23 protein-coding genes are annotated in these 21,731 nt (G+C 66.7%); 7 read left to right on the top strand and 16 right to left on the bottom strand.

The features are described from left to right. The first annotated feature begins 5 nt into the window (after window positions 1-5). Complete coding sequence (locus BS38_RS0102315; protein WP_028269346.1) at window positions 6-686, top strand: alpha/beta hydrolase family protein; 681 nt, start codon at window positions 6-8, stop codon at window positions 684-686. A gap of 10 nt (window positions 687-696) precedes the next feature. Here the strand turns inward: BS38_RS0102315 and BS38_RS0102320 are convergent, their stop codons facing one another. From BS38_RS0102320 to BS38_RS0102350, 7 genes are all read right to left on the bottom strand, one after another. Then, window positions 697-2,877: an elongation factor G-like protein EF-G2 gene (locus BS38_RS0102320; RefSeq protein ID WP_028269347.1), complete on the bottom strand. Its 2,181-nt coding sequence runs from the start codon at window positions 2,875-2,877 to the stop codon at window positions 697-699. A 111-nt stretch (window positions 2,878-2,988) separates the two neighbouring features. Then, on the bottom strand, window positions 2,989-3,141 hold the full coding sequence (locus tag BS38_RS27000) for a hypothetical protein (protein ID WP_156037040.1): 153 nt from the start codon (window positions 3,139-3,141) through the stop codon (window positions 2,989-2,991). A 138-nt stretch (window positions 3,142-3,279) separates the two neighbouring features. Continuing rightward, entirely contained in the window at window positions 3,280-3,894 is a 615-nt protein-coding gene (locus BS38_RS0102330) for a PadR family transcriptional regulator (RefSeq protein ID WP_028269348.1), read from the bottom strand. An 85-nt stretch (window positions 3,895-3,979) separates the two neighbouring features. Beyond that, entirely contained in the window at window positions 3,980-4,999 is a 1,020-nt protein-coding gene (locus BS38_RS24160) for a sensor histidine kinase (RefSeq protein WP_051628667.1), read from the bottom strand. Window positions 5,000-5,006: 7 nt separating this feature from the next. Continuing rightward, a complete protein-coding gene (locus BS38_RS0102340; protein WP_028269349.1) occupies window positions 5,007-5,684 on the bottom strand; it encodes a response regulator transcription factor in 678 nt (225 codons plus the stop codon). 5 nt (window positions 5,685-5,689) lie between these two features. Beyond that, window positions 5,690-6,406 carry a DedA family protein gene (locus BS38_RS24165; RefSeq protein WP_231510984.1) on the bottom strand — a complete coding sequence of 239 codons (717 nt, stop codon included), beginning with the start codon at window positions 6,404-6,406 and terminating at the stop codon, window positions 5,690-5,692. 10 nt (window positions 6,407-6,416) lie between these two features. Beyond that, complete coding sequence (locus BS38_RS0102350; protein ID WP_269319482.1) at window positions 6,417-7,022, bottom strand: phosphatase PAP2 family protein; 606 nt, start codon at window positions 7,020-7,022, stop codon at window positions 6,417-6,419. A 293-nt stretch (window positions 7,023-7,315) separates the two neighbouring features. Here BS38_RS0102350 and BS38_RS0102355 point away from each other — a divergent pair, with 293 nt between their 5' ends. Next, complete coding sequence (locus BS38_RS0102355) at window positions 7,316-7,855, top strand: hypothetical protein (RefSeq protein ID WP_028269351.1); 540 nt, start codon at window positions 7,316-7,318, stop codon at window positions 7,853-7,855. A gap of 22 nt (window positions 7,856-7,877) precedes the next feature. Here BS38_RS0102355 and hrpB read toward each other — a convergent pair whose 3' ends face one another. The 3 genes from hrpB to BS38_RS0102370 are packed head-to-tail and all read right to left on the bottom strand — an operon-like array spanning window position 7,878 to window position 11,740. Continuing rightward, the gene (hrpB, locus tag BS38_RS0102360; RefSeq protein WP_028269352.1) at window positions 7,878-10,553 is read right to left on the bottom strand and encodes an ATP-dependent helicase HrpB; all 2,676 of its coding nucleotides are present in this window, start codon (window positions 10,551-10,553) and stop codon (window positions 7,878-7,880) included. A gap of 56 nt (window positions 10,554-10,609) precedes the next feature. Next, window positions 10,610-11,371, bottom strand: a complete 762-nt coding sequence (locus tag BS38_RS0102365) for a VOC family protein (RefSeq protein WP_028269353.1) — start codon at window positions 11,369-11,371, stop codon at window positions 10,610-10,612. Window positions 11,372-11,392: 21 nt separating this feature from the next. Next, on the bottom strand, window positions 11,393-11,740 hold the full coding sequence (locus tag BS38_RS0102370; RefSeq protein ID WP_231510985.1) for a hypothetical protein: 348 nt from the start codon (window positions 11,738-11,740) through the stop codon (window positions 11,393-11,395). A 266-nt stretch (window positions 11,741-12,006) separates the two neighbouring features. Here BS38_RS0102370 and BS38_RS26385 point away from each other — a divergent pair, with 266 nt between their 5' ends. Then, window positions 12,007-13,191: a DUF6226 family protein gene (locus BS38_RS26385; protein WP_156037041.1), complete on the top strand. Its 1,185-nt coding sequence runs from the start codon at window positions 12,007-12,009 to the stop codon at window positions 13,189-13,191. Here BS38_RS26385 and BS38_RS0102380 read toward each other — a convergent pair. Genes BS38_RS0102380 through BS38_RS24180 form a run of 3 tightly spaced genes read right to left on the bottom strand, consistent with a single transcriptional unit; the run spans window position 13,168 to window position 15,143 of the window. Continuing rightward, on the bottom strand, window positions 13,168-13,542 hold the full coding sequence (locus tag BS38_RS0102380) for a hypothetical protein (protein ID WP_028269355.1): 375 nt from the start codon (window positions 13,540-13,542) through the stop codon (window positions 13,168-13,170). The two genes, BS38_RS26385 and BS38_RS0102380, sit on opposite strands and share 24 nt — an antisense overlap. Before the next feature lie 24 nt (window positions 13,543-13,566). After that, on the bottom strand, window positions 13,567-14,535 hold the full coding sequence (locus BS38_RS26390; protein ID WP_051628669.1) for a CU044_5270 family protein: 969 nt from the start codon (window positions 14,533-14,535) through the stop codon (window positions 13,567-13,569). After that, window positions 14,532-15,143 (bottom strand): RNA polymerase sigma factor, encoded by a 612-nt coding sequence (locus BS38_RS24180; RefSeq protein WP_051628670.1) that lies wholly within the window; start codon window positions 15,141-15,143, stop codon window positions 14,532-14,534. The genes BS38_RS26390 and BS38_RS24180 overlap by 4 nt, the downstream gene beginning before the upstream one ends. 75 nt (window positions 15,144-15,218) lie before the next feature. Between BS38_RS24180 and BS38_RS0102395 the strand changes: the two genes are divergently transcribed. The 4 genes from BS38_RS0102395 (at window position 15,219) to BS38_RS0102410 (ending at window position 18,311) form a co-directional block, all read left to right on the top strand. Continuing rightward, window positions 15,219-15,680 carry a DUF6278 family protein gene (locus tag BS38_RS0102395; RefSeq protein ID WP_028269357.1) on the top strand — a complete coding sequence of 154 codons (462 nt, stop codon included), beginning with the start codon at window positions 15,219-15,221 and terminating at the stop codon, window positions 15,678-15,680. Next, window positions 15,680-16,624, top strand: coding sequence for an alpha/beta fold hydrolase (locus BS38_RS24185; protein ID WP_043437370.1), 945 nt, complete (start codon window positions 15,680-15,682; stop codon window positions 16,622-16,624). Before BS38_RS0102395 ends, BS38_RS24185 begins: the two co-directional genes overlap by 1 nt. A 172-nt stretch (window positions 16,625-16,796) precedes the next feature. Further along, window positions 16,797-17,654 (top strand): SDR family oxidoreductase, encoded by an 858-nt coding sequence (locus BS38_RS0102405; RefSeq protein WP_028269358.1) that lies wholly within the window; start codon window positions 16,797-16,799, stop codon window positions 17,652-17,654. Between the two features lie 72 nt (window positions 17,655-17,726). After that, on the top strand, window positions 17,727-18,311 hold the full coding sequence (locus tag BS38_RS0102410; protein ID WP_028269359.1) for a hypothetical protein: 585 nt from the start codon (window positions 17,727-17,729) through the stop codon (window positions 18,309-18,311). Here BS38_RS0102410 and BS38_RS24190 read toward each other — a convergent pair. The 3 genes from BS38_RS24190 to BS38_RS0102425 all read right to left on the bottom strand — a co-directional run bounded on the left by BS38_RS24190 (window position 18,274) and on the right by BS38_RS0102425 (window position 21,632). After that, the gene (locus BS38_RS24190; RefSeq protein ID WP_051628690.1) at window positions 18,274-18,888 is read right to left on the bottom strand and encodes a dihydrofolate reductase family protein; all 615 of its coding nucleotides are present in this window, start codon (window positions 18,886-18,888) and stop codon (window positions 18,274-18,276) included. The genes BS38_RS0102410 and BS38_RS24190 overlap by 38 nt on opposite strands. Before the next feature lie 62 nt (window positions 18,889-18,950). After that, entirely contained in the window at window positions 18,951-20,807 is a 1,857-nt protein-coding gene (gene ribA, locus BS38_RS27795) for a GTP cyclohydrolase II RibA (protein WP_269319483.1), read from the bottom strand. A 117-nt stretch (window positions 20,808-20,924) separates the two neighbouring features. Further along, window positions 20,925-21,632, bottom strand: a complete 708-nt coding sequence (locus BS38_RS0102425; protein WP_028269361.1) for a FadR/GntR family transcriptional regulator — start codon at window positions 21,630-21,632, stop codon at window positions 20,925-20,927. Window positions 21,633-21,731: the final 99 nt, after the last annotated feature.

Consider the following 21,731-nt stretch of genomic DNA (forward strand, 5'->3'; position numbering starts at 1 on the left):
GAGTCATGCCCGTATCCGAGTCCCCCGTAACCATCAGCGTCGGCGATCTCCAGGTCTCCGGTCTCTACGCCCGGCCCGAGAACCCGTTCGCCACGCTGGTCCTCGCGCACGGGGCCGGCGCCGGGATGGAGCACCCGTTCATGGCCGGGTTCACCAACGCGTTGAACGACGACGGCGTCGCCACCTTGCGTTTCAACTTCCCCTACCGCGAGGCTGGTCGGAAGTTCCCGGACCGCCCGCCCCTGGCAATAGCCACCTGGCGGGCCGTCATGGAGGATGCCGCCGCGAGGGCCGCTGCGCACTCCGACGCCGGTCCGGTATGGGCGGCCGGCAAGTCGTTCGGCGGACGGATGGCGTCCATGGCTGTCGCCGAGGGAATGCCGGCGGCCGGCCTGGTCTACCTCGGCTATCCGCTGCATCCCCCGGGCAAACCGGAGAAACTGCGCGATGAGCACCTCTACGGGCTCACCCTTCCGATGCTGTTCATGCAGGGAACGCGGGACACCTTTGCCACCCCGGAACTCCTGGAAGGGGTGGTGGCCCGGATCGGGCCCACAGCCACGCTCCACTGGTACGAGGGCGGCGACCATTCGTTTGCGGTTGCGGGCAAGAAGCGCGACGCCGGGGAGATCGGCGCCTCCGTGGCGGCCCCGGTCGCGGCCTATCTGAGATCACACAGCTCCTGAAGCTGGAAACTCACTGCCTTGGGGCCGTGTGGACCATGTTCGGGGGTACGGGCTCGTGGCGAAGATACGTGCGCCGGAAACGGCCGGTACCGGCTGTCAGTGCCCGCAGTTCCACCGCGTAGCGCAGCAGTTCCTGCTCCGGGATCTCCGCGCTGATCTCGGTACCGCTGCCGTCGGCCGCGGCGGTTCCGGTCAGCCGGCCGCGGCGGGACGAGAGGTCGCTCATCACCGCCCCCACATAGTCGTCAGCGACGCTGATGGTGACGGCCAGGACGGGTTCGAGGAGCTGGATCCGCCCAGCAGCCGCCGCCTCCCGCAATGCCAGCGCACCTGCTGCCTGGAACGCCGCGTCCGAGGAGTCGACGCTGTGCGCCTTGCCGCCGGTGAGCGTCACCCGGATGTCCACCACCGGGAACCCGGCTGACACGCCCTTCTGCATCTGGGCCCGGACGCCCTTCTCCACGGAACCGATGTATTGCCCCGGAATGACCCCGCCCACGGTCTTGTCGACGAACTCGAAGCCTGCGCCCCGGTCGAGGGGCTCCACGTCGATGTCGCAGATGGCGTACTGGCCGTGGCCGCCGGACTGTTTGACGTGGCGTCCATGGCCCATGGCCGGCGCCGCAAACGTTTCCCGCAGCGGCGTAATCACGTCGACGGTCTGCAGCTTGACCCCCTGCTCGCGCAGCCTGTCCAGCACCACTTCGCCGTGGGCTTCACCCATGCACCAGAGGATCAGCTGGTGGGTTTCGGGGTTCCGCTCAACCCGCAGCGTGGGGTCTCCGGCGGCCACCTTCCCCAGGCTCTTGGCGAGGGCATCCTCGTCGCTGCGGGTTGCTGCTTCCACCGCGACGGGCATCAGCGGCTCCGGCATGTCCCACGAAACAACGAGCAGCGGGGCCTCCTTGGCGGACACGGTGTCGCCGGTCTCTGCATTCGCCAGCTTGGCGATCGCGCAGATGTCCCCCGCCACGCAATAGGGCACGGGCCGGAGGCTGGACCCCACCGGGGAGTAAAGGTGGGTGAGCCGCTCGTCGCTGTCGTGGTCCTCATGGCCCCGCTCGGACAGCCCCCGGCCGCTGACGTGTACCGCGGAATCCTCCCGCAGCGTGCCGGAGAAGACCCGCACCAGGCAGACGCGGCCAAGGAACGGATCGATGGTGGTCCGAACGACCTCGCCGGCCAGGGGGCCCGCCGGATCGCACTCCAGCGGCGCGGCCGGTTCGCCGGCCAGGCCGGTTACCTGCGGCACGCTGCGCTCCAGCGGGGAAGGGAACGCACGGGTCAGCATTTCCAGCAGTTCGGTCAGACCGAGGCCCGTTTCGGCAGACGTTGCCAGCACCGGAAAGAAAGTTCCCCCGGCGACGGCTGTCTCCAGGTCGCTGACGAGCGCGCCGACGTCGATCTCCTCACCGCCGAGATAGCGGTCCATGAGGGTCTCGTCCTCGCTCTCCGAAATGATTCCCTCAATGAGCGTGCCGCGGGCACCTTCGGCCGCGGTGAGCTCCTCCGCGGTGGCTTCGCGTACCTGCGGAGCCGCGGAGCCGGCGGAATAGTCTGACACTGTCTGCGTGAGGAGGCCCAGGAGCCCGGTGGTTGCGTCGCCGCTGCGCACTGGGAGGTAGGCCGGCACCACCGAGTCGCCGAAGGAGCGCTGGCAGGCGGCAACCGTGGCCTCGAAGTTCGCCCGGGGGTGGTCCAGCCGGCTGATCACCACCGCCCGGGGCATCCCGACCTGGTCGCACTCGGCCCAGAGCGCCGTGGTGGCAGCGTCGATGCCGTCGATGGCCGAGACCACGAACAAAGCCGCGTCCGCTCCGCGCAGCCCGGCGCGGAGTTCGCCGGTGAAATCACCGTAGCCCGGCGTATCGAGCAGGTTGACCTTGATGCCGTCCACCACCAGCGGGGCAACGGACAGCACCACGGAGCGCTGTTGGTGCACCTCGGAGGGTTCGGCGTCGCTGATGGTGTTCCCGTCCGTGATCGATCCCATCCGGGAGATGACGCCGGTCGCTGCCAGCAGCGCTTCCACCAGCATCGTCTTGCCCGCACCGGAGTGGCCTACGAGGACAACGTTGCGGACCTTCTCCGGCGAATCGGCGGGAGCCCCGGCGGAGGCGTCCGCCCGCCGGGCATCAGAGGTGCCGCGGGCCGGGCTCTTGGACCGGCCATTTGAGCTTTTTACCGACATGAGCAACTCCAGGCGTCTTAGTCGTGAGCCGCCATGCGGCCTCTGTAAGACGATTCGACACCCTGAAGCGACTGAACTTCAAGAGGGAGATGCTGGGCCTGGCCTCCGGGGCTAGGGTTCGTCGTGCCACCACCCTTCCCAGGGGGTGGATGAGAGCTGCCCGCTCGGGAAAGCGCCCATGGAACCCGCACCGCCGGCATGCGGGTCCTTGTCCTTCCAGCCGGAATGAAGGGAGAGTGTCAACGTGCTCAAAAGAGTCATCATGGTGTGTCCTTCCGTTCGCTGCGTGGACCGCTGTGTCCAAGTAGGAATGAGCCTAACGGTGCAATGTTTCGCGGCAACGACGCAAGGTTTCCGGTGTGTATCGGTTACCTCACATGGCACTCCGGGTCCTTGCCGGGTTCACTCCGCAAGGATCAGGTACAGCGCCCGGCGGGCTTCATCAATCTTTTCGACGGCGGCCAGACGCTGTTCGTCGGTGGCCGCGACCCGGAACTGGTGGATGACGCCCATGAGCTTGCCGACGCTCTGGTGAAAGGCGGGTCCGGTGCCCTCGGGATCGGTGTTCCACGCGTTCCCCAGTTCCTCGGCATGTTCGGCCACGTACGCCGTGCCGGCATCGGTGAGTGTGAATTCGGTGCGCCGGCCCTCACCGACGGGCGTGATGAGCTCTTCGTCGACGAGCTGCTGCAGCGTCGGGTACACCGAACCCGGACTCGGACGCCACGCGCCGGACGTCTTCTCCGTGATTGTCTTGATGAGGCCGTACCCGTTGGACGGGGCCTCGGCCAGGAGCGACAGAATCGCGGAGCGGACATCGCCCCTGTTCGCCCGGCGCGGGCCGCCCGGTCCAAAACCCGGCCCGAATCCCGGCCCAAAGCCGGCGCCGAAACCCGCGCCGAATCCCTTCCCGAAGCCGCCACCGCCGTGCCCGTGGGGTCCGCGCCGGCTGCGTCCGCGCTCGAAACGTCCACGTTCCGGGCCGTTGTCTGAAAATTTGTCGTGAATGCCTCTCATGAGGGCATCCCCCTTTGTATATTACGGTCGCCGACCATCGGCGATACTTAACGATATATCGGTAAGTATCGCCGGTCAAGAGTTTTCAGAAGGATCCCGGAATTGGCGAATTCGGTTTTCCGGCCAATGGGAGCGCCAAACGCATGGTGGTTCCGTCCGGCCCGGTCCGTGCGATCTGTACGGTGCCGCCGGCACTGGTAGCGATATCACGGACCAGAGCCAGTCCGATGCCGAAGCTCCGCTGCGCGCCCTGCGGGCTCTGCGCCCTGACAAATCGATCAAAGATCCGAGACTGGTCCACCCCGCTTACGCCGGTGCCGGTGTCCGCCACCTTTATTACCGCGAGTTGCTTCTCAGCTGACGCCGTGAGCGTGATCCGGCCGCCGGCGGGCGTATGGGCCAAGGCGTTGTCGCCGAGCGCAAGCACGGCCCGGCGCAGGCTGCCCTCGTCAATCCGGGCCAGGGGCCGGCCATCGCTGCGGACCACGACGCTGATGTCCCGCTGTCCTGCCAGCTGCTGAAGGCTCTCGGCCACGGAGGCAGTGATGGCGGTAAGGTCAACCGGTTCGGTCGATGGTTCCGGTGGAGCCCCGGTCGCGGCCAGCAGGAGTTCATTGACAATGCTGGTCAATGCGGCAGTGTCCCCACGGATCCGGTCCAGTGCCCGGCCCTCCGTCGAGTCCGGGACAGCGTCGCGCTGGGCGAGCTGGATCCGGGCATCCAGGATTGCCAAGGGCGTGCGCAGTTCGTGGCTGGCATCCTGGATAAACCTCCGCTGCAATGCCAGCGCGTCCGCCAATGGCCGGATGGCGCTGCGTGCGCTTGCCCAGCCGATGCCCCCGGCAAGAACTATCCCGGCGGCGCCCGCCATGATCAGGGCTTTGAGCAGGTCCTTCGCGTCGAGATAGGCATAGTCCGCCGCGGGCGCTCCCGAACCAGGCAGTTCCGGGTGGGCCAGCTGGTTCATCAGGTACAGGGCGGCTCCGGAGAGCAGGCACAGAACCATCACTGCACATGCTGCGCTTATCCGGAGGGCCACTTTGAGCGAGGCCGTTCGGAGAGTGGCATGGTCGGGGCTGTCGCCGGGGGGCGTCGTCTCATTCATGTTCGCCTCATTCATGGGCGTCGCCGATCTGGTAGCCCACACCGTGGACGGTGCGGACCACCGCTTTGGAGATCTTCCTGCGAAGGTGATGGACGTAGGTGTCGATGACGCCGGGCTGGTCAGTGGGCTGGAACAGGGATGTGATCAGTTCGACGCGGGTAAAGACCCGTTCCGGCTCGCTGGCCAGCGCGGCCAGGAGTTCGGTCTCCTTCGCAGTGAGCGAAACCAGTGGCCCGTACACCGAGCGGATGGACCTGGAAGCGGTGTCCAGCTCCCAATCCCCGATGCCGAGTGATGTCCGGGGCAGGGTAAAGCTGCGGGTCAATGCGCGGAGCCGTGCGTTCAGTTCCGCGGCGTCGAACGGCTTGGTCATGTAGTCGTTGGCACCGGCGTCCAGCCCGTCGACTTTGTCCTGCGTGGAACCGAGGGCCGTCAAAATGAGGATCGGAACGGTGATGCCCTTCGAACGCAGGGCCTTTATGAGTTCGACGCCGTCCATGCCAGGCAGCCCGCGGTCGATGATCATCACATCCCACACTTCAGTCAGACCGGCGTGAAGGCCGTCCCTGCCATTGGCAACAAGGCGGATCCGGTAGTCGATGCCAAGGAGCTCGGCCACGAGCGGTCCCAGGACGGCGTCGTCTTCGACCAGAAGCAGGGAAGGGACATCCTCTGTTGAACTCATAATGGCTATTCTTCCGTGGCCGGTTCCCTCGCAGGCATTTCGTCCCCGGCTGCGTCCGTTTCCGTGGCCCGGGACTTGTGGCGCCGTTTGAGAAGTTCCACTCCCCACGGCACCACGGACAGAAGCACCATGGCAATGGCGATCACATCGATGTTCCGGGCAATGATTTCGAAGTGGCCGAGCCAGGAGCCCAACAGGGTCACGGAGGCGGCCCAGACCAGCGCACCTATGATGTTCCACGCAGTGAAGGCCTTGTACCCGTAGCGGGCGATGCCGGCGGTCAGGGGTGCGTACGTGCGGACGATCGGAACGAACCTGGCCAGCACGATGGCCGGCCCACCGTGGCGGTCGAAGAATTCCTCAGTCCGGGTCAGGTGTGCAGTTTTCAGCACCCTGGCATCATCTGTGAACCACCGCCTGCCGAATCTGCGGCCCAGCAGGTAGCCCACTTGGTCACCGCCAACTGCCGCCGCCGTAACGACGCCGATCAGCACCGGCAGGGTGAGTTGCAGCTGTTGGTGCAGCAGCCCGGCGGTGAACAGCAGCGAGTCCCCGGGCAGGAAAGGGAACAGGACTCCGGATTCGACGAAGACCATCGCGGCGATCACGCCAATGGCCGCCGGTCCCATGCCTTGCAGCATGCTTGCCGGGTCAAAAAGGGAAAGAACGCCGGCTGAAGCGTCGAAGGCCGGGGAGCCGGTAAGTGCCTGAAGAATATTCACAGGGACCTCCTCAGGAGAGTTGCTGCGGGGTTGCTGTGTTGATGCGCAAAAGCTGAAACATCCGGCCAGCGAATCGGTTCCAGAGCCCCGTGAGCAGTATCAGGACGGCGCCGGCCGCGAGGAACGATGCAGCCACATCAGACGGGTAATGGACCCCGATATACACCCGCGACCACGCAACGACCAGGGCCAGGGCCACACCCAGGGCGGCCACCGTACGCGCCCAGCGTGTCCCGCGGGCCAGGGAATACAGGGCGAAAGCAAGGGTGATGGCGAACGAGACATGGCCGCTCGGGAGGCTGTCGGAGCCGGTTTCGGGTGCCAGTGGGTCGAACAACATGCCGGGGTTGGGCCGGTCCCGCCGGACAAGGAGCTTGAAGAATTCGCTCGCCACCCACCCCGACGCCGCCAACACACCGAAGGTGGCCGCATCCACCAACGACCTGCGGACCAGGAGCACCGCCAGGGCGATCAGAACAATGGCAACCAGACCGAAAACAGGACCAAAGGCCACGTTCAGGACCATCGCTGCAACCGTCAGGACGGCGGCATGGTGCCGGCTGAGGTCCTGGTCAACGCCCAGTTCAACGGCGCTCTCCCCAGGAAGCGATTGCACGGTCAGACCCAGCGCGAGAACCGCGGCGGCCAGGAGGACTGCTGAAATGATCCAATGCCGAACCTGGGGAAGCTCCAGCAGACCACGACGGGCTGCCGCCTGGCCTGTGCCGGTTGTGTTTACCGGACGTGGTTCGTTTCGGACTCGGTGGACTTCGGTCAATGGGCCACTTCCCTTCTGGGCACGGCGGACGGTTGCCGCCAGGACAAGCTTCGCCTCCTGCCCTTAAGGAATCCGTAAGAAACCGGACCGGCCTGCCTTGCCGATGAGCGAACTGTCCGTAGACTCGGCCCATGTCGCGTCGTGGGGGAACGGGGCCGGGCCGCTGTACCGCGGGGCTGGCAGTGCTGAGTGTGTTGATGGCCGGCTGTGCGTACGAGGACGCCGCCAATCCCCCGCCAACAGCCGCTTCCGTTTTCAGCGGCCGTCCTGCGCCGTCCGTCCCGGCGAAGGGCCCGGAGATTCTGGACATCGAAACGCGAAATTACGCCGAGCTGAAGAAGCGTCTCTCGTTGGCGGCCGGGTCTGTGCTTCTTGACGAGTCCGGCCCGGCCGACGGACCAGGCGTGGGCTTCAGCAAGACCGCCACGGTCAAGGCTGCGGGTGCGCACACGGTCACGGCGGCTTGTGTGGGTCTCGACGACGTCCAGATTTCACTTTCCCAGGATCCGCGGACCGGTCCGGAGCTGCCGGCGCTCGTTCTGGACTGCTCAGGAGTGCTGTCCCAGGTGGTGGAACTCCAGCCCGGATATGTCGGAGTCCATCTGACGCGGCAGGACCCCGGCGGTCCCTGGACCGGGGCTGTGGCCGGGATACGCATCACGGTCGACTGAGGCCGGGCTGCCTGCGTCAGCACTACATCCTGTTCTTGGTCCGGGCGGTGGCCGGGGCCGTCCAGGGGTCCTCCGGCCAGGGATGCTTCGGGTAGCGGCCGCGCATCTCAGCCCGCACCTGCGCGTAAGGTCCGGACCAGAACGACGCGAGGTCATCCGTCACCGCAAGGGGCCTCCGCGCCGGTGACAGGAGGTGAAACAGGACCGGGACCCGTCCGCCCGCCAACCGCGGTGTTTCTGCCCAGCCGAAGCATTCCTGGAGCTTGACCGCCACCACCGGCCTGCCGTCGTCGTGCCCTGCGTCCGGATAATCGATCCTCACGCGCGAACCGCTCGGCACCTCCAGCGTCTCCGGCGCCAGTTCTCCCAGCCGGGCGGCATCGGGCCACGGCAGGAGCCGCCGCAGCGGATCGGTGAGGTCGATGCCGGCTGTGGCCTTCCCGCCGGCGAGCACCTCGAGTTCGGGCGCCAGCCAGTCGTCAAGGCGGGCCAGCAGCGCGTGCTCGGAAACGTCCGGCCAGGGTGCGCCCAATTCCCGGTGCAGCAGCGCGAGGCGGCGGCGCAAGGCGTCCGCCGCCGTCGACCATCCGATGGTTCCCAGCCCTTCCTTCGCCAGCGCCCGGGCAACGGCTGCGCGGCCCTCGGCGGCTGACGGCCGAACCGGCGTCGAGGAAAGCGGGATCGCACCCAACCGGCGCTCGCGCCGGGCCTTGACCCGGCCCTGGTCGAATCCGGCCTCCACGGTTTCACTCATCAGATGCCGGGCCGCAGCCTCCGCCGTGTCAGCCGACAGTGGAGCCGCGGAACGGATGACGGCGCCGGTACCCGCGGCATCGCGGCCTTCAGCACGTGACACCTCAGCGACCGCCAGCCACTCGTGTCCTGACAGCGGGCTGCCTGCCGGAAGGCCGGCCCGGGTTCCGGACGAGAGCAGATACCGCTCCCCCGCACCCGGGACGCGGCGCGCAACGCGGTCCGGGAAAGCGAGGCCGACCACGAACCCGACGGCCTCCGCGCCGGCCACCTGAGGCACGGCCTGGGATTTACCGACGGCGGCGCCTTCGGTGCGGACGATCGCTTCCATCCGCCGGACGTCCTCCTTCCAGCGCCGGGCCGCCGGATCGCTGCCCGAACGCAGCATGGCCAGCAGCCGGGTCAGGTCAGCGCCCGGAGCGCGCTGGTCTCCGGCCACGACGGCGACGGTCTCAGCCGCAGCACGGTGGCCGGCGCTTGCGGCGCCTTCGAACAGGGCGCGGGCCAGGCGCGGGTCGGCGGGAACCCGCGCCAAAATCTTGCCCAGCTCCGTCGCGAGACCGTCAGGACCTACGGCACCCAGCTCGCGGAGGACCTCGACAGCCTCCTCCATGGCCGCCACAGGCGGGGCGTCAGGGAGGGCCAGGCCGCGCCCGCCGGGTGATCCCCAGCAAGCCAGGACCAGAGCTGCTCCGGTCAGGTCTGCCACCGCGATCTCCGGGACCTGGTGGGCAGGGGCTGCTCCGAACGTCTTCTGGTCATAGCACCGGACCACCCGGCCGGGGCCCTGGCGTGCTGCGCGTCCGGCGCGCTGCACGGCAGAGGCGCGGGAGCAGGACACGGTTACCAGCCCGGACATGCCGCGGTTCGTGTCGCGCCGGGGCTCGCGGGACAGTCCGGAATCAATGACCAGCCGGACTCCCGGGACGGTCAGGGAGGATTCGGCCAGCGCCGTAGAGATGATGATCCTGGCCCGCCCGCCGGGTTCCCGCCCCGACACTGCACGGTCCTGTTCTGCCGGGCTTGCCTGGCCGTGGAGCTCCAGCACCTCGGCATCCGCCCGGCTGCGGAGGCGGGCCGCGACATACGACACTTCCCATGCGCCGGGCACAAATACCAGGGCGTCCACGTCTGCGTCCGCCGCGAGGGCCTCGGCATGTGATGCCGCCGCGGTGTCCGCCACGTGGTCCAGGAACGCCCGGGTCACTCCACGCGTATCCAGCCGCGCGACGGCAGCGGGGGCCCAGCTGGTTTCCAGGGGAAACAGCGCGGAAGGACAGTCGACCACGCGGGCCGGGCCGCCGTCGTCGTTCCCGCCGTTTCCCGCCCCGAGCAGGGCAGCGAAGCGCGGCGCATCCAGGGTGGCGGACATGGCCACCAGCATGAGGTCGCCGCGCAGCTCACGGACCTCGGCGAGCATGCCCACGAGCAGGTCGGTCTCCAGCCCGCGCTCGTGCACCTCATCGAGGATCACGGCGTCCACTGTCTCCAGTCCCGGGTCTGACAGCAACCGCTGCAGCAGGATGCCGGGCGTGACGAACTCGATCAGGGTGCCCGCCCCGCAAACCCGTTCGCCGCGTACCGTGTAGCCGATGCGGTCCCCGAGCCGGCTGCCATCCAGGGCCGCCAACCGTCGTGCCGCCGACCGTGCTGCGACACGGCGCGGCTGGGTCACCACCACGCGCGGGCTCCGGGCATTCCGTCCGGCGGTGGCCGGTGCGGGGACGGACCCGGTGGAAGCGATGTTGGCGAGCAATGGCGGAACGAGGGTGGTCTTGCCCGTTCCGGGAGGTGCCTGGACCACGGCAGTCCCGCCCGGTCCTCCGGAACGCAGGGCGTCCGCCAGCTCCCCCAGCGACGCGGCAAAGGCCAGGCCCGCGCCGATGGCGTCCACAGCGAAGGGCGGGTTGGGTCCGGCGGCTGGCGGGAGGAGCGGAGAAGTCACGCCTCCATTGTGCCCACTCTCGCGGCCGGGATTGTTCCAATCGAAAACAGGAAGCGTCAGCCTGCCGGTGCGCTGACCGCAATGAACGCGCCTTGCGGGTCGCCGATCACGGCGTTGCGAAACCCCGGCGTGGTCATCGGCGGCAGCAGGATGGTGCCGCCCAGGGCGGCGGCGTGCTCTGCCAGGGCGTCCGCGTCGCGGACGGCGAAATTGACGCTCCAGTGCGGAGGGACTGTCACGCCGTCGGTGGCCGTCACGGCGGCAACGACGTCACCTGAAAGGCGCCAGAGCGCGAAGCCGGCGTCCGGCACGGAATCGAGTTCCCAGCCGAACATGGTGCCGTAGAACGACGCTGCTGCTTCAATATCCGTAGTGTGCAGCGAACTCATCGCCCAGGAGTCCGGGACATCGGCCAGCACGGCTTCGTCGCCCCGGCCGCTTTCCTCAAGGATGAATGGAACCCCGGTGGAGTCGGCCACCACGGCAAGGGCGGCTCCCGAGCCAGCGCCAAACGGCCCGGCCAGGAGCCTGCCGCCGGCTTGCTCAGCGCGGACGAGGCTCAGCCCGATGTCTTCGACGCGGATGTGGGTGTTCCACGACGGCCGGGACGACGCCGGAGCCTGGCCGATTCCGGCCACCGGCCGCCCGCCGAGACGGGCAGTGAAGTAGTCGCCGACGAGCCCGGACGGCATCGGCGCTGGATCGTCGAAACTCCAGCCGAAGAGCGGGCCGTAAAAGTCCATGGCAGCACGGGGATCGGGCTGGAATGTGTCCACCCGGCACGGGGCACCGGCGGAACGTGTGTTGCGGGCTGTCATTGATGCGCCCTTCCGTTGTGGTTAGCGGACGATGGTTAGGGGCTCTGTTCGTGCGGCACACGACGTTCGTTCGAGGGTAGTCCCGGTTCCGCCGGCGCGGTTGTTCCTGCCGGTATCATCACACCAATCAACGCCGTAGGGCACCGCCTCCACCGCAGCAGGTCCGGCAGCTGCAGTCGCCGGGACAACAAACGTATAAGTGAAGGCGCCTCCGTCTGTCATGGGGGCCGTGGTGTTGATGACCTTTATGCCGGCCGCATCCGTGAGGGTGACCTGGATGCGGGCGTCCTTGCCGTACCGGGGATTGCAGTCAGCATCCGGCGCCTGGACCGTCACCGGGTCGCCCGCCCTGGCACTGGGCGGGGCCACCGAATAGGCGGGCGGAAGGCAGGGCGGTTCTCCGTTCCCCGGGGAAACCCCACAAGCAGACAACGACGCGGACACAATGACCGCAGCCACGCCGGCGCAAGCCGAAACACGCCTGCCCATGCGGTACGGCATGGCCGCCTCCCCTTCAGGTTCTCGCGTCCGGCTGTGGCTGTCCCGGAGCCGGAACGACGTCGAGGAGCCTATGGTAGACCGGCTTCCTCAGGCACGCCTCCGTTCGTCGCCTGGTCCGGGGCTAGGATCTCGATATGGGGCGTACAGAGGATTTGTTCGAGGGTGCGGCCACCGGCTTGCCCGAACCGGTCTCACGCAGCGGGGCACTGTATGCGCAGGGGCCGGGCCGTGATGCCGAGGTCCGGCATCTGGCAGGTTACTCCGCGTTCATCGGGTTCTGTGCCGACCATGGCGTGAAGGCGGAGGAGCTTGCCGTGGACCCTGCGAGGCTCCTGTGGTGCCTGCACCAATGGGCTGCCGAGATTGATCGTGACAGCGCCGTGGGCGCCGCGGCAGCCGTGTTCGCCGGAAACACCATCGCGGGGCTCAGGCCGGACGCCCGGTGGACTGCGTCGCAAGGCAGCTCTCCCCTCGTGGGAAACCGGCAGAGGCAGTTCGACGTCGGTCGGCTGCTCGTGGCGCTGCGCAGCGCCGACGTCGAGTCCGTAGCGGGCCTCGTGACGGCGTTGTCGGACTGGGCTGAGGAAGAGGTGGAATCACCGTCGGTTCCGCCCGCGCACATTCCGCCGGTTGCGCCGTTGGCAGGCCAGCCGCGCTATGTCCGGCCGCTACTGCCGACGACGGCGTATTACTCACCGGAAGGTGTACTGATTCCCTACGGCCGGCAGTGGGGCGCCGACGGTCCGGCACCGGAGTCCTACAGCGTCGACAGCCATCCGGAGCGCTTCGCGGGACTGCACGCCATGGCCTCGGCCCTGATCGATCACTTGGCTGCCGCCTACGACGTCGACGTCGACAGCGATCCGGTCCATGCCGGGGAGGTGCTCATGAAGGCCCGCGAGGTGCTGCAGGCTGTCAAGGTCACGCCGCGCAGCGCCGAAGCTGCGCCGCTGACGTTTGTGTTCACGGGGTATCCGGGGGTTCTGATCCATGCCGGTATGCTGCATGACTTCCCGTTTCCGGTCTGCGGCTGCGATGCCTGCGACGAAACGGCCGGCACCACGGCTGACCGGATGGAGATGCTGGTGCTTGCCGTGGCGGCGGGCGGCTACCGCGAACGCTACCCGGTTGGCAGCCGGAAATGGAGCGAATACGCGCTGACCGCGGTGGACGGCTCCGGATCTGAAAGCGGGAGCGGTGAACCCGGTCCGGTCGACGCCGTGCGCCTCCGGGACGCGGAAAACCGTTTGCGTGAAGTGGCCGGCGGCTGGCGCCCGTGGCCGTTGCGGCCGGGACTACGGCCCGGCAGTCAAGGCTGACCTCAGCGACGACGACCTAGCTCGTTGTGCCAGTATCGGCCGTCCTCGGTCCCCGTGCGCACAATGATGTCGGGTTGCGGGAAGGTAGAAGGAAACCTCGACGACGTCCTCCCAGGAGGCATCCTCACCCGCGGGCGGCTCATCCGACAGGACGATGCGGACCGACGAGCCCCCTGACCTGCGGGCGAGGTTGAGATACACGCCAGCCGCGTCGGATGCGCCGACCAGGCCATTGACCTGGCCTGCGAAGAAGCGGTCAAAGTCTCCATCGAAACCACCGTCCTCAGTCCAGACCAGGTCAAGCTGTCCGTAGTCGGTGTCAATTACCTGGTCTATGAGGATTTGTTTCACAGCCAGAGACTACGGCCACACGGTTCAGGGTGCCGTGTTGGTGACAGATGTTTCGATGGCGGTCCAGCCGATGGCGGTTCCTGCCGGCATGGATCCTTGAGGCTCAGTAAGGATGGCCCGTTCACCGATCAGGAGCCCGGTTGCGGCGTCGATGATGATCTCTTGACGCGTCTTGGACGGGCCCTCCTCAGTTCGTCCGATGGCGATACCGGTGCGGCCGTCCAGATTTGCCTGGTTTTCCGTGATGGTCACGCCCGGGATCATGGCCGCGGCCTTGTAGAGGGCGGCACGCAGGTCGGCCGGCACAACACCTGTCCTGAGGAGGTCGGCGATGAACACCAGCGCTTCGCCGTCGACGGACTGGCCTTTCCCCAGTGTCTGTTTGTAGATGCTGTTCAGCAGCCGGTACGGGTCGCGGGGAAGCGCGGACATGTCAGTATGAACCCACCCGCCGGGGCTTCCATAGAAGGATCCGTTGGGTGCGCGCAGCAGCTCGGGCAAAGGGTTGAAGTCGTTCTTTTCGACGTATTCCTTGGTCCTGGCGTCGAAGAATGTCGTGGGTACCCGCCCTGATCGCACCCACACCCACTCATCAGCGGGATCGGCCGGAATGTACAAATCAAGTTTTTCCGTGTCCAGCCACTCGTAGGTGGAACCATCAGCCTCGGTGGACGCGCTGCCCCAGACGTTGGTGCTTTTGACCCTCAGGTACTGGCCCGGGTTCACGACGGGATCAGCTGTCATAATCGCCGTCTCCGCCGCATTGTTGAGGACTTCTGCGGCCTGCGCGGTCGCTCCGCCACGCCAGCCGGCGAGCCCGACGACGTCTCCCGCAACCAGTGCCACAACCGCAGCGGCGGCCGCTGTTGTGAGCCACAAACGGGTTCGACGGGGACGGCGGAAAAGGTTCGGCTTCCGCCGCGCTTCCTGCACGAGGAGGTTCTGGACGCGGTATTTCGTGTCTTTCGGGTAGGTCACTTCAGACAGATTCATGACAGCCTCGCTTCAACGGTAGTCGTGTCGAGTTGTTCGACGGGCTCCGGGTCCCGGTTCATGGCGGCCAGCTTGGCCCGTGCCCGGTGCAGTCTCGATTTCACTGTCCCGGTCCGTACGCCGAGGGTCCTGGCGGCCTCGTCCTGGCCGATGCCGTTCATCAGGCACAGGACAACGACGTCCCGTTCGCCGTCGTTCAGTCCCGCGGTCGTCTCGAGCAGTTCGCGGACGGCACGTTCAGCATCGAGCCTCGAAGCAACCGCCTCCGCATGGTCTGCTTCGTGTCCGCCGTGCCGGGGATCCGAGTGCGGCAGCCTGGCTAGGAAATCAGCGTGTCGCCGGGACCCCCTGGCGCGGTTGCGGTTCGCGTTCGTTGCTACCCCGAGCAGCCACGGAAGGACTGTGTCCCTCTCCGGCCTGAGCCTGTCCCGCTGCCGCCACGCCTCCAGAAAGGTGATCGAGACGAGTTCCTCGGCGTCGTGCCAGGAACCACACCGGGAGAGGCAGTACCGGAAGACCGCGTCGGCGTGCCTGTCGAACAGGGCCCCGAATGCGTCGGCGTTGCCGGTGGTGCACTCACGCCACAGCTCTTCATCGGTTTCCCCCATTAGCCTCATGCCTTGTAGTGTCCGCAGGACCCGAAAAGGTTCCCGATCCGGTTAGCACGAGCGTAGCCTTTCGAGATGACGGACCGCGGCGACTCCGACGAACCTCTGCAGCGACTGCCGGCTGGCCTTCCCCGCCGCTACGCGGAATACAAACCCGCACCGGCCGCGCCTGCCATTCCTCCCACGAACGTTGGTGGGTACGACGAACTCCTGGCCCACTTCCGTTCTCTCGGGAAGGAGCTTCCACGCTCCAAAGAGGGCCTCGCCGCGGTCGACCGCCTCATGGATGGCCGCACTGACCGGGCCACTCTGGCCAAGCTGGTCCGCGCCATCGGCATGTTCTACGGTGACCTTCTCACCCACACCGTTCCGGGCGCGCACTGGGAAGTGGTGGTGGAAGGCGACCCGTGCGTCCGCGTCACCCGGAACACCGCCGTTTCAGTGGTGTCCGTCGCCAACAGACGCCTAACCACGGGGATACCGACTCTCCAGCAGAACTATGCGCATGTGTTGGACATCGTGGCAGCAGAGGAGTGATGACCATGCGAACCAGGACACGGAGCGGCTGGGTGGACGTGCCCCATGCCAGAATCTACTGGGAAGCGACCGGAGAACCTGAAGGCACCCCGGTCCTTTACCTGCATGGCGGACCCGGTGGTTCCCTTGGACAAGGGGGTTACCGTAAACGGCATGACCCGACTCGCTTCCGGATCATCGGCCTGGACCAACGCGGATGCGGCAAGAGCACTCCGATTGTCCAGGACGATCTGGATCACCTGTCCGAGAACACTACTCAGGCCTTGATCGGCGACATTGAGGCGGTGCGCGAGCACTTGGAGATTGAGAAGTGGATCGTCACAGGCGTTTCCTGGGGCAGCACGCTCGCGCTGGCCTATGCCCTCCAGCACCCGGATCGGGTCCTCGGTGTCGCCCTGGCCGCGGTGACAACGACAAGCCGCGACGAGATCCAATGGATCACCGAAGATGTTGGACGGATATTCCCCGAAGCCTGGAAGGACTTCTCGGATGCAGCCAAGGCAAAGCCGGGTGAACGCCTAGTCGAGGCCTACGCACGCCGGCTGGCCGGGAAGGACCGCGACGACGCTCGCAGTGCCGCTTTGTCCTGGGACCGCTGGGAGTCCACGCACATTTCCCTGGACCCCAACTGGCGCCCTGGTGTGCTATTCGAAGACGAGCGGGAGCGGATGACGTTCGCGCTCCTGGTGACGCACTACTGGGCCCATGACGGATTCCTGGCTAACGGTCAGGAAATCGTTCCTCGTGTACACCAGCTCAACGGTATTCCCGGGTACCTCATCCATGGTCGCCGCGACATTAGTGGTCCCGCGGTCACCGCATGGCAGCTGCAACAGCGATGGCAATCAAGCCAGCTTGTGATCATCGAAGACGAGGGACACGGTGGCCCCGAATCCATGGCCGCACTGTCGAAGGCAGTGGAAGAGATTGCCGCCAGGGGTTGAAGCGCAGGGCACCTGATACCGGCGCTGCCCTTTCCATTACTTACCTGAAGGTGCCTATTGCACTTCAAAGTGCATCATCCGGCGTCGGAATTGTTCCCGTTCGGGGGCAGTTGCCCATAGCGGAAGCCGCACGAACAAGGCTCCGGTCAACAAGGTAATCAAGGAGAATCTCATGTCCATTGTCATTGCAGGAGCCACCGGCCAGCTGGGGCGCCTCGTCGTCAAGGAATTGCTGGGCCGCGGCGTACCGGCCGAGCAGATCGTGGCCGCAGGGCGGTCCGCTGAGCAGCTGGCTGAACTGGCGGCTCACGGCGTCACAACCGCGACGGTGGATTACGACGATCAGGCCACCGTTGACGCCGCCCTCAACGAAGGCGACACCCTCCTCCTCATCTCCGGCAGCGACATCCAGAACCGGTCGACCCAGCACGAAACCGTCATCGGCGCAGCTGTCCGGGCCAGGGTTGCCCACATTCTGTACACCAGCGTCCTGGCCGCTGACACCACCGAGCTCGTCCTGGCCCCTGACCACGCGAGGGCCGAAGAGACCATCCGCGCCAGCGGCCTTCCCTTCACCTTCCTGCGCAACGGCTGGTACACGGAGAACTACGCCACAGCCCTGCTCACCGCCCGCGAGACCGGCACGCTGCTGGCCAGCGCGGGTGAGGGACGCGTGGCCAGCGCCACCCGGGCGGACTACGCCGCAGCCATCGCCGCCGTCCTGGCCACAACCGGCCATGAAGGCAAGGTGTACGAACTGTCCGGCGACTACGCCTGGACCTTCGGGGAACTGGCATCGGCGTTCTCCACGGTGCTGGAGCGCAACGTCAGCTACCGGCCCGTGAGCTCAGCAGAGCACGTCAGCGCCCTGGAGGCTGCCGGGCTTGACCCTGCAACGGCAGGATTCCTCGCAGCACTGGACGGCAACATCCGGGACGGTGCACTGGCCCAGACCACCGGCGACCTCGCGCGGCTGGCCGGGCGGCCCACCACTCCCCTTGTTGAGGCTCTGCGCCCGCTTGCGGGCTGAGCCCGAAGTCGAGCACGCAGGCGGATAATGGCATTCACAGCCAGCTGTTAGCGCGGTCAGGAGGGGCCTGGAATGTACCCGGTTGCACGCATCACGGTGGAAGCTCCGGTGGTCAGTGTAGGTTCCGGCCCCTCCGACTACGAAGAACTCGGCCGATACGTCCGCGCCCTGCGCCGGCCGCGGGGACTCCATATGACCCTGCTGCACCTCGGCGTGCTCGACGACTTCTGCCAGGACGTCTCGGAGTGGACCAGGGGTTACACGAGCGCTTCGGCCGCCGCCCGCAGCACGGTTGCCTGGCTGCACGGACTGCCGGTCCTGGAAGCCTTTTCGAGCAGCACCGAACGGCTGATCGTGCTGGGCGGCGGCAGTGTGTCATGTCTCGAAATCGACGTCCCGGAGCGGGTCCACGACTACCAGGTTTCACTTGTCCAGGCCCTCCATGACCTGCTGGACGGGCTGCTGGTGGACAACGTCGATGACTTCATCCTCAGCTCCCGCGCCCTCGGCTTCAGGTCACCGCACTGGACACCGCACGTTGCCGTCGGCACCCCAAGGGCGCGGAGCGGCAAATCGTGGGAAGTCGAGCCGCTGGTGCTCCAGTTCGGCGAGTCACGGATCAGGAACCGCCAGCTGCTCCCCGTCCTGGGGCAGTAGCTCCGGCGGTTCGCAGGGAATATTCAAGCTCAACCAGCTCGGCGTCGTACGTCTTTGCGCTCAGCAGGCGCAGGAGGGCGGGATCCTGGCCGGCAGGGAACACACCCCGCCCGGCGCCGATCGCGACGGGCATGACCACGAGCCGCACCCCGTCAACTTCCCCGGCCTTGAAAAAAGCTTCACCTAGCGTCAGGCTGCCCCAGAGCACGACGCTGCCCACGGTTTCGCTTTTGATGCGCCGGATTGCCTCAACGGCATCACCGGATTCGACGGTGGCTTCGGGGAGGTTGCCCCACGGCGCACTTTTCAGCGTCCGGGAAAACACAAAGCGGCGCAACGCGTTGAGTACTGGCGCGATAACCTCACCATCGGACGCCGGAGTGGGCCAGAATTCAGCGAACATCCGGTAGGTCGCGGCCCCGAGCACCATCGCGTCGACGGTATCGAGCCACGCCACCTGGCTCCGGTCGAATTCGGCCGTGCCACCTTCGAGCATCTCGTAGGCCGTAAATTCGTTATTCGCGTCGGCAGCGAACCCGTCTGCGGTAACGAATTCCTGGACAATCAGCTGCCCCATGATCGACACCTCGCTTCCGTGGTCCGATGGACTTTACGCCGGGCCGGGCCGAGCTTCAATCGCTAGAACGCGGGAACAGTAAACCCGAGGCCCAGCAGCCCGCGGCCAGCCTGCTCAAGAATCGGGTCCAGGGTCAACGTCGGATGGTTGAGCAGTACGTCGACGTCCCGCTGGATCCGCTGCAGCGGATTCGAAAGTCGGTGCGCGCTTCCGCCCGATCCCGCCATGATGACGCGGACTGCTTCGGCCGACGCCTCGCCGCTGAGGCCCAGCGACAGGCGGTAGGCGGCCCGCTCGTGGTCCGTCATGGTCATGGGCCGTCGCTGATAGGAAGCAGTGACCACCCGGATGGCTTCCTCCCATTGCAGCCGGGCCGTGGCAACGAGCCCGTAGGCGTGCGAGAACCGCGCCTGCGCGAGGGGGGAATCGGCCTGACGATCTTCCAGCGTGTTCTTGACCTTGCGCACCAGGACCCGCTCACGGAACATCTCGACGGCGTGTTCCGCAGCTCCCAGGGCGGCGGCGGGCGCCACCAGGTTCAGAAGTGTGGCCATAGGGGTATGGATGATCGGGTCCGGGTGGATCCGGCTGCCCGGATTGTCCGCTGCGCCCAGGAGGGCCCAGTCAAGCGCCCGGTGGTCCGGTACGAAAAGCTCGTCTGCCCGGACGTCGTTGCTGCCGGTGCCCCGCAACCCCGCCGTGTGCCACACGTCCAGAAGTTCGACGTCGGACACCGGAACGAGGCATTGCAGCCGGACGTCCCCGTGCTGCACGGCAAGGAGGGCCCACTCCGAGTGCATGACTCCCGAGGCGAAGGTCCAACGGCCTGAGATGGCGTACCCGCCGGGAACCCTGGTAGCTGCCCCCACCGGGGCGCCGGTGGCGGCAGCCAGGGGCGCCGCCCCGTTGGCGAAGACCTCGTCCTGAACCTTGCGGGGCCAGCGGGCGAGCATCCAGACGTGCTCAATCAGGTGTCCTACCGTCCACGCCGTGGAAGGGCATCCCCGCGCGAGCCGGCGCACCACTTCGACGTATGTTTCAACCCCCATGCCGTAGCCCCCGACAGCTTTGGGCGAGAGGACACGGAAGACGCCGGCCTCCCTCAAATCCTCCATCGTGGATTCCGGAATCCGTCGGATTCGCTCGGTTTCCTCAGCGCGCTCCCGCAGGCGTGGAATCAGGGCATCAACACGGGCCAGCATCTCGTCGTGGCTTGGGACTGCCGGCTGCGGGAGGAAGAGGGTGTGTGCGGTGCGGTCCCGTTTGGCGGCCAGATATGCGTGATTGGCCGGCGACAGGTGGACCCCGGTGGGAACCTGCTCCGTAACGCTGATTCCGAGGGCGGTGAGCTGTGCGGCCTTGTCCGGGTTGTTGGTGAGCAGGCGGACGCTCGTGGCGCCGAGGGCACCCAGCATCTGGGCGGCAGCGGTGTAGTCGCGCTCGTCCTCGCCGTGTCCCAGCGCCACGTTGGCTTCGTACGTGTCCAGGCCGGTGTCCTGCAGGGCGTAGGCGTCGAGCTTGGAGTACAGGCCGATGCCGCGCCCTTCCTGGCGGAGGTACAGGAGGAATCCTCCGGTGGCGCTGATCTTTTCCACCGCCTCCCGCAATTGCGGACCGCAGTCACAGCGCTGGCTGCCGAACACGTCTCCGGTCAGGCATTCGCTGTGCAGGCGGACCAGCGGCCCTGCCGGGTCCAGCCGTGCCGGGTCCAACAGCGCCTGCTCCCACGCGCCCAGGGCCAGGAGCAGGTGCTCCTTTCCGTCGGCCAGCCCGTGGAATGTCAGCACCTCGGCCGTGGCCGTGTAGCCATCGGGAAAGCGCAAAGGGACTGTGACCCTGCTGCGCAGGGCGGCCGCGGATGGTGCCGTGGCCGCCGGCATGCGGGTCTCGGACACAACGGTCATCTGGTGCCTCAGCATTCGGTAAGGGGGCAAATTACTTGAAGGTTGAAGTTAACCGTACAGGCGGTTACTTGAACCTGCAAGTATGTTGCATCCTTATCGAAGCCGGCTTTAGACGCCCGCCACGGGGCCGACTTAGGAGTTCTTCAGCAGCGCCACATCGGACACGAGGTCGATATGCTCCAGCATGGCGGCAGCAGCGCCCGCGGAGTCCCGGGCCCTGATGGCGTCGGCAATCTTGCGGTGCGACGCAAGGGACTGCTCCGGACGTCCCGGCTGGCCGAGTGACTCAAGCCGCGTTTCGAGCACCATTCCGGCAATGAAAGTCATCAGCTGCGCCAGCACCGCGGAGTGGGCGGCAGCGGTCACGGCTTGGTGGAACAACTCGTCCCCGTGCGCCCCCCGGCCGCCCGAGGCCACCTCCCCGGCCATAACGTCGAGCGCCTTGTCGATGGCTTTCATGTCATCATCGCTGCGCCTTGCCGCTGCCAGCTCGGCCAGCTTGACCTCAAGCGTGCTTCGCGCCTCCACAATCTCCGGCAACCGGTTCCGATGTTCGCGCAGCCCCTTGATCACCGACGGGACATTGGGGCGGTAGACCAGCACCGCCCCCGTGCCGTGCTGGACGTCAATGACTCCCAGCACCTCAAGGGCCACCAGGGCCTGCGCCAGCGTTGCGCGTGACACCCCCAGCCGCTCGGCCAGTTCGCGCTCCGCCGGAAGAGTATCGCCCGGGCCCAGCTGGGCGGCCTCGATGAACTCCATGAGTTGCTCCACGAGCTGCTCATAGAGCCTGGGCCGCGAAACGCGGGAGATCTGCTGCGCTGCCGCCTGCTTTGCCATTTGCATCCTTTCGGCGTGGTCCTCAAACCCAAGGGTACCGGAGAACTATTGACAGAGACACCTAGTGTCTAGGAGGCTAGGCCACTAAGCCAATTAAAT

Origin of the sequence: Arthrobacter sp. UNC362MFTsu5.1 (genome assembly GCF_000685965.1) — a bacterium.
Lineage (GTDB): Bacteria > Actinomycetota > Actinomycetes > Actinomycetales > Micrococcaceae > Arthrobacter.

Excerpts from the sequence above, each read along its gene's own strand:
- BS38_RS0102315 (WP_028269346.1), top strand. The coding sequence starts at position 6 with ATGCCCGTATCCGAGTCCCCCGTAACCATCAGCGTCGGCGATCTCCAG.
- BS38_RS0102320 (WP_028269347.1), bottom strand. The coding sequence starts at position 2,877 with ATGTCGGTAAAAAGCTCAAATGGCCGGTCCAAGAGCCCGGCCCGCGGC.
- BS38_RS27000 (WP_156037040.1), bottom strand. The coding sequence starts at position 3,141 with ATGATGACTCTTTTGAGCACGTTGACACTCTCCCTTCATTCCGGCTGG.
- BS38_RS0102330 (WP_028269348.1), bottom strand. The coding sequence starts at position 3,894 with ATGAGAGGCATTCACGACAAATTTTCAGACAACGGCCCGGAACGTGGA.
- BS38_RS24160 (WP_051628667.1), bottom strand. The coding sequence starts at position 4,999 with ATGAATGAGACGACGCCCCCCGGCGACAGCCCCGACCATGCCACTCTC.
- BS38_RS0102340 (WP_028269349.1), bottom strand. The coding sequence starts at position 5,684 with ATGAGTTCAACAGAGGATGTCCCTTCCCTGCTTCTGGTCGAAGACGAC.
- BS38_RS0102355 (WP_028269351.1), top strand. The coding sequence starts at position 7,316 with ATGTCGCGTCGTGGGGGAACGGGGCCGGGCCGCTGTACCGCGGGGCTG.
- BS38_RS0102365 (WP_028269353.1), bottom strand. The coding sequence starts at position 11,371 with ATGACAGCCCGCAACACACGTTCCGCCGGTGCCCCGTGCCGGGTGGAC.
- BS38_RS26385 (WP_156037041.1), top strand. The coding sequence starts at position 12,007 with ATGGGGCGTACAGAGGATTTGTTCGAGGGTGCGGCCACCGGCTTGCCC.
- BS38_RS26390 (WP_051628669.1), bottom strand. The coding sequence starts at position 14,535 with ATGAATCTGTCTGAAGTGACCTACCCGAAAGACACGAAATACCGCGTC.
- BS38_RS24180 (WP_051628670.1), bottom strand. The coding sequence starts at position 15,143 with ATGGGGGAAACCGATGAAGAGCTGTGGCGTGAGTGCACCACCGGCAAC.
- BS38_RS0102395 (WP_028269357.1), top strand. The coding sequence starts at position 15,219 with ATGACGGACCGCGGCGACTCCGACGAACCTCTGCAGCGACTGCCGGCT.
- BS38_RS24185 (WP_043437370.1), top strand. The coding sequence starts at position 15,680 with ATGACCATGCGAACCAGGACACGGAGCGGCTGGGTGGACGTGCCCCAT.
- BS38_RS0102405 (WP_028269358.1), top strand. The coding sequence starts at position 16,797 with ATGTCCATTGTCATTGCAGGAGCCACCGGCCAGCTGGGGCGCCTCGTC.
- BS38_RS0102410 (WP_028269359.1), top strand. The coding sequence starts at position 17,727 with ATGTACCCGGTTGCACGCATCACGGTGGAAGCTCCGGTGGTCAGTGTA.
- BS38_RS24190 (WP_051628690.1), bottom strand. The coding sequence starts at position 18,888 with ATGGGGCAGCTGATTGTCCAGGAATTCGTTACCGCAGACGGGTTCGCT.
- ribA (WP_269319483.1), bottom strand. The coding sequence starts at position 20,807 with ATGCTGAGGCACCAGATGACCGTTGTGTCCGAGACCCGCATGCCGGCG.
- BS38_RS0102425 (WP_028269361.1), bottom strand. The coding sequence starts at position 21,632 with ATGGCAAAGCAGGCGGCAGCGCAGCAGATCTCCCGCGTTTCGCGGCCC.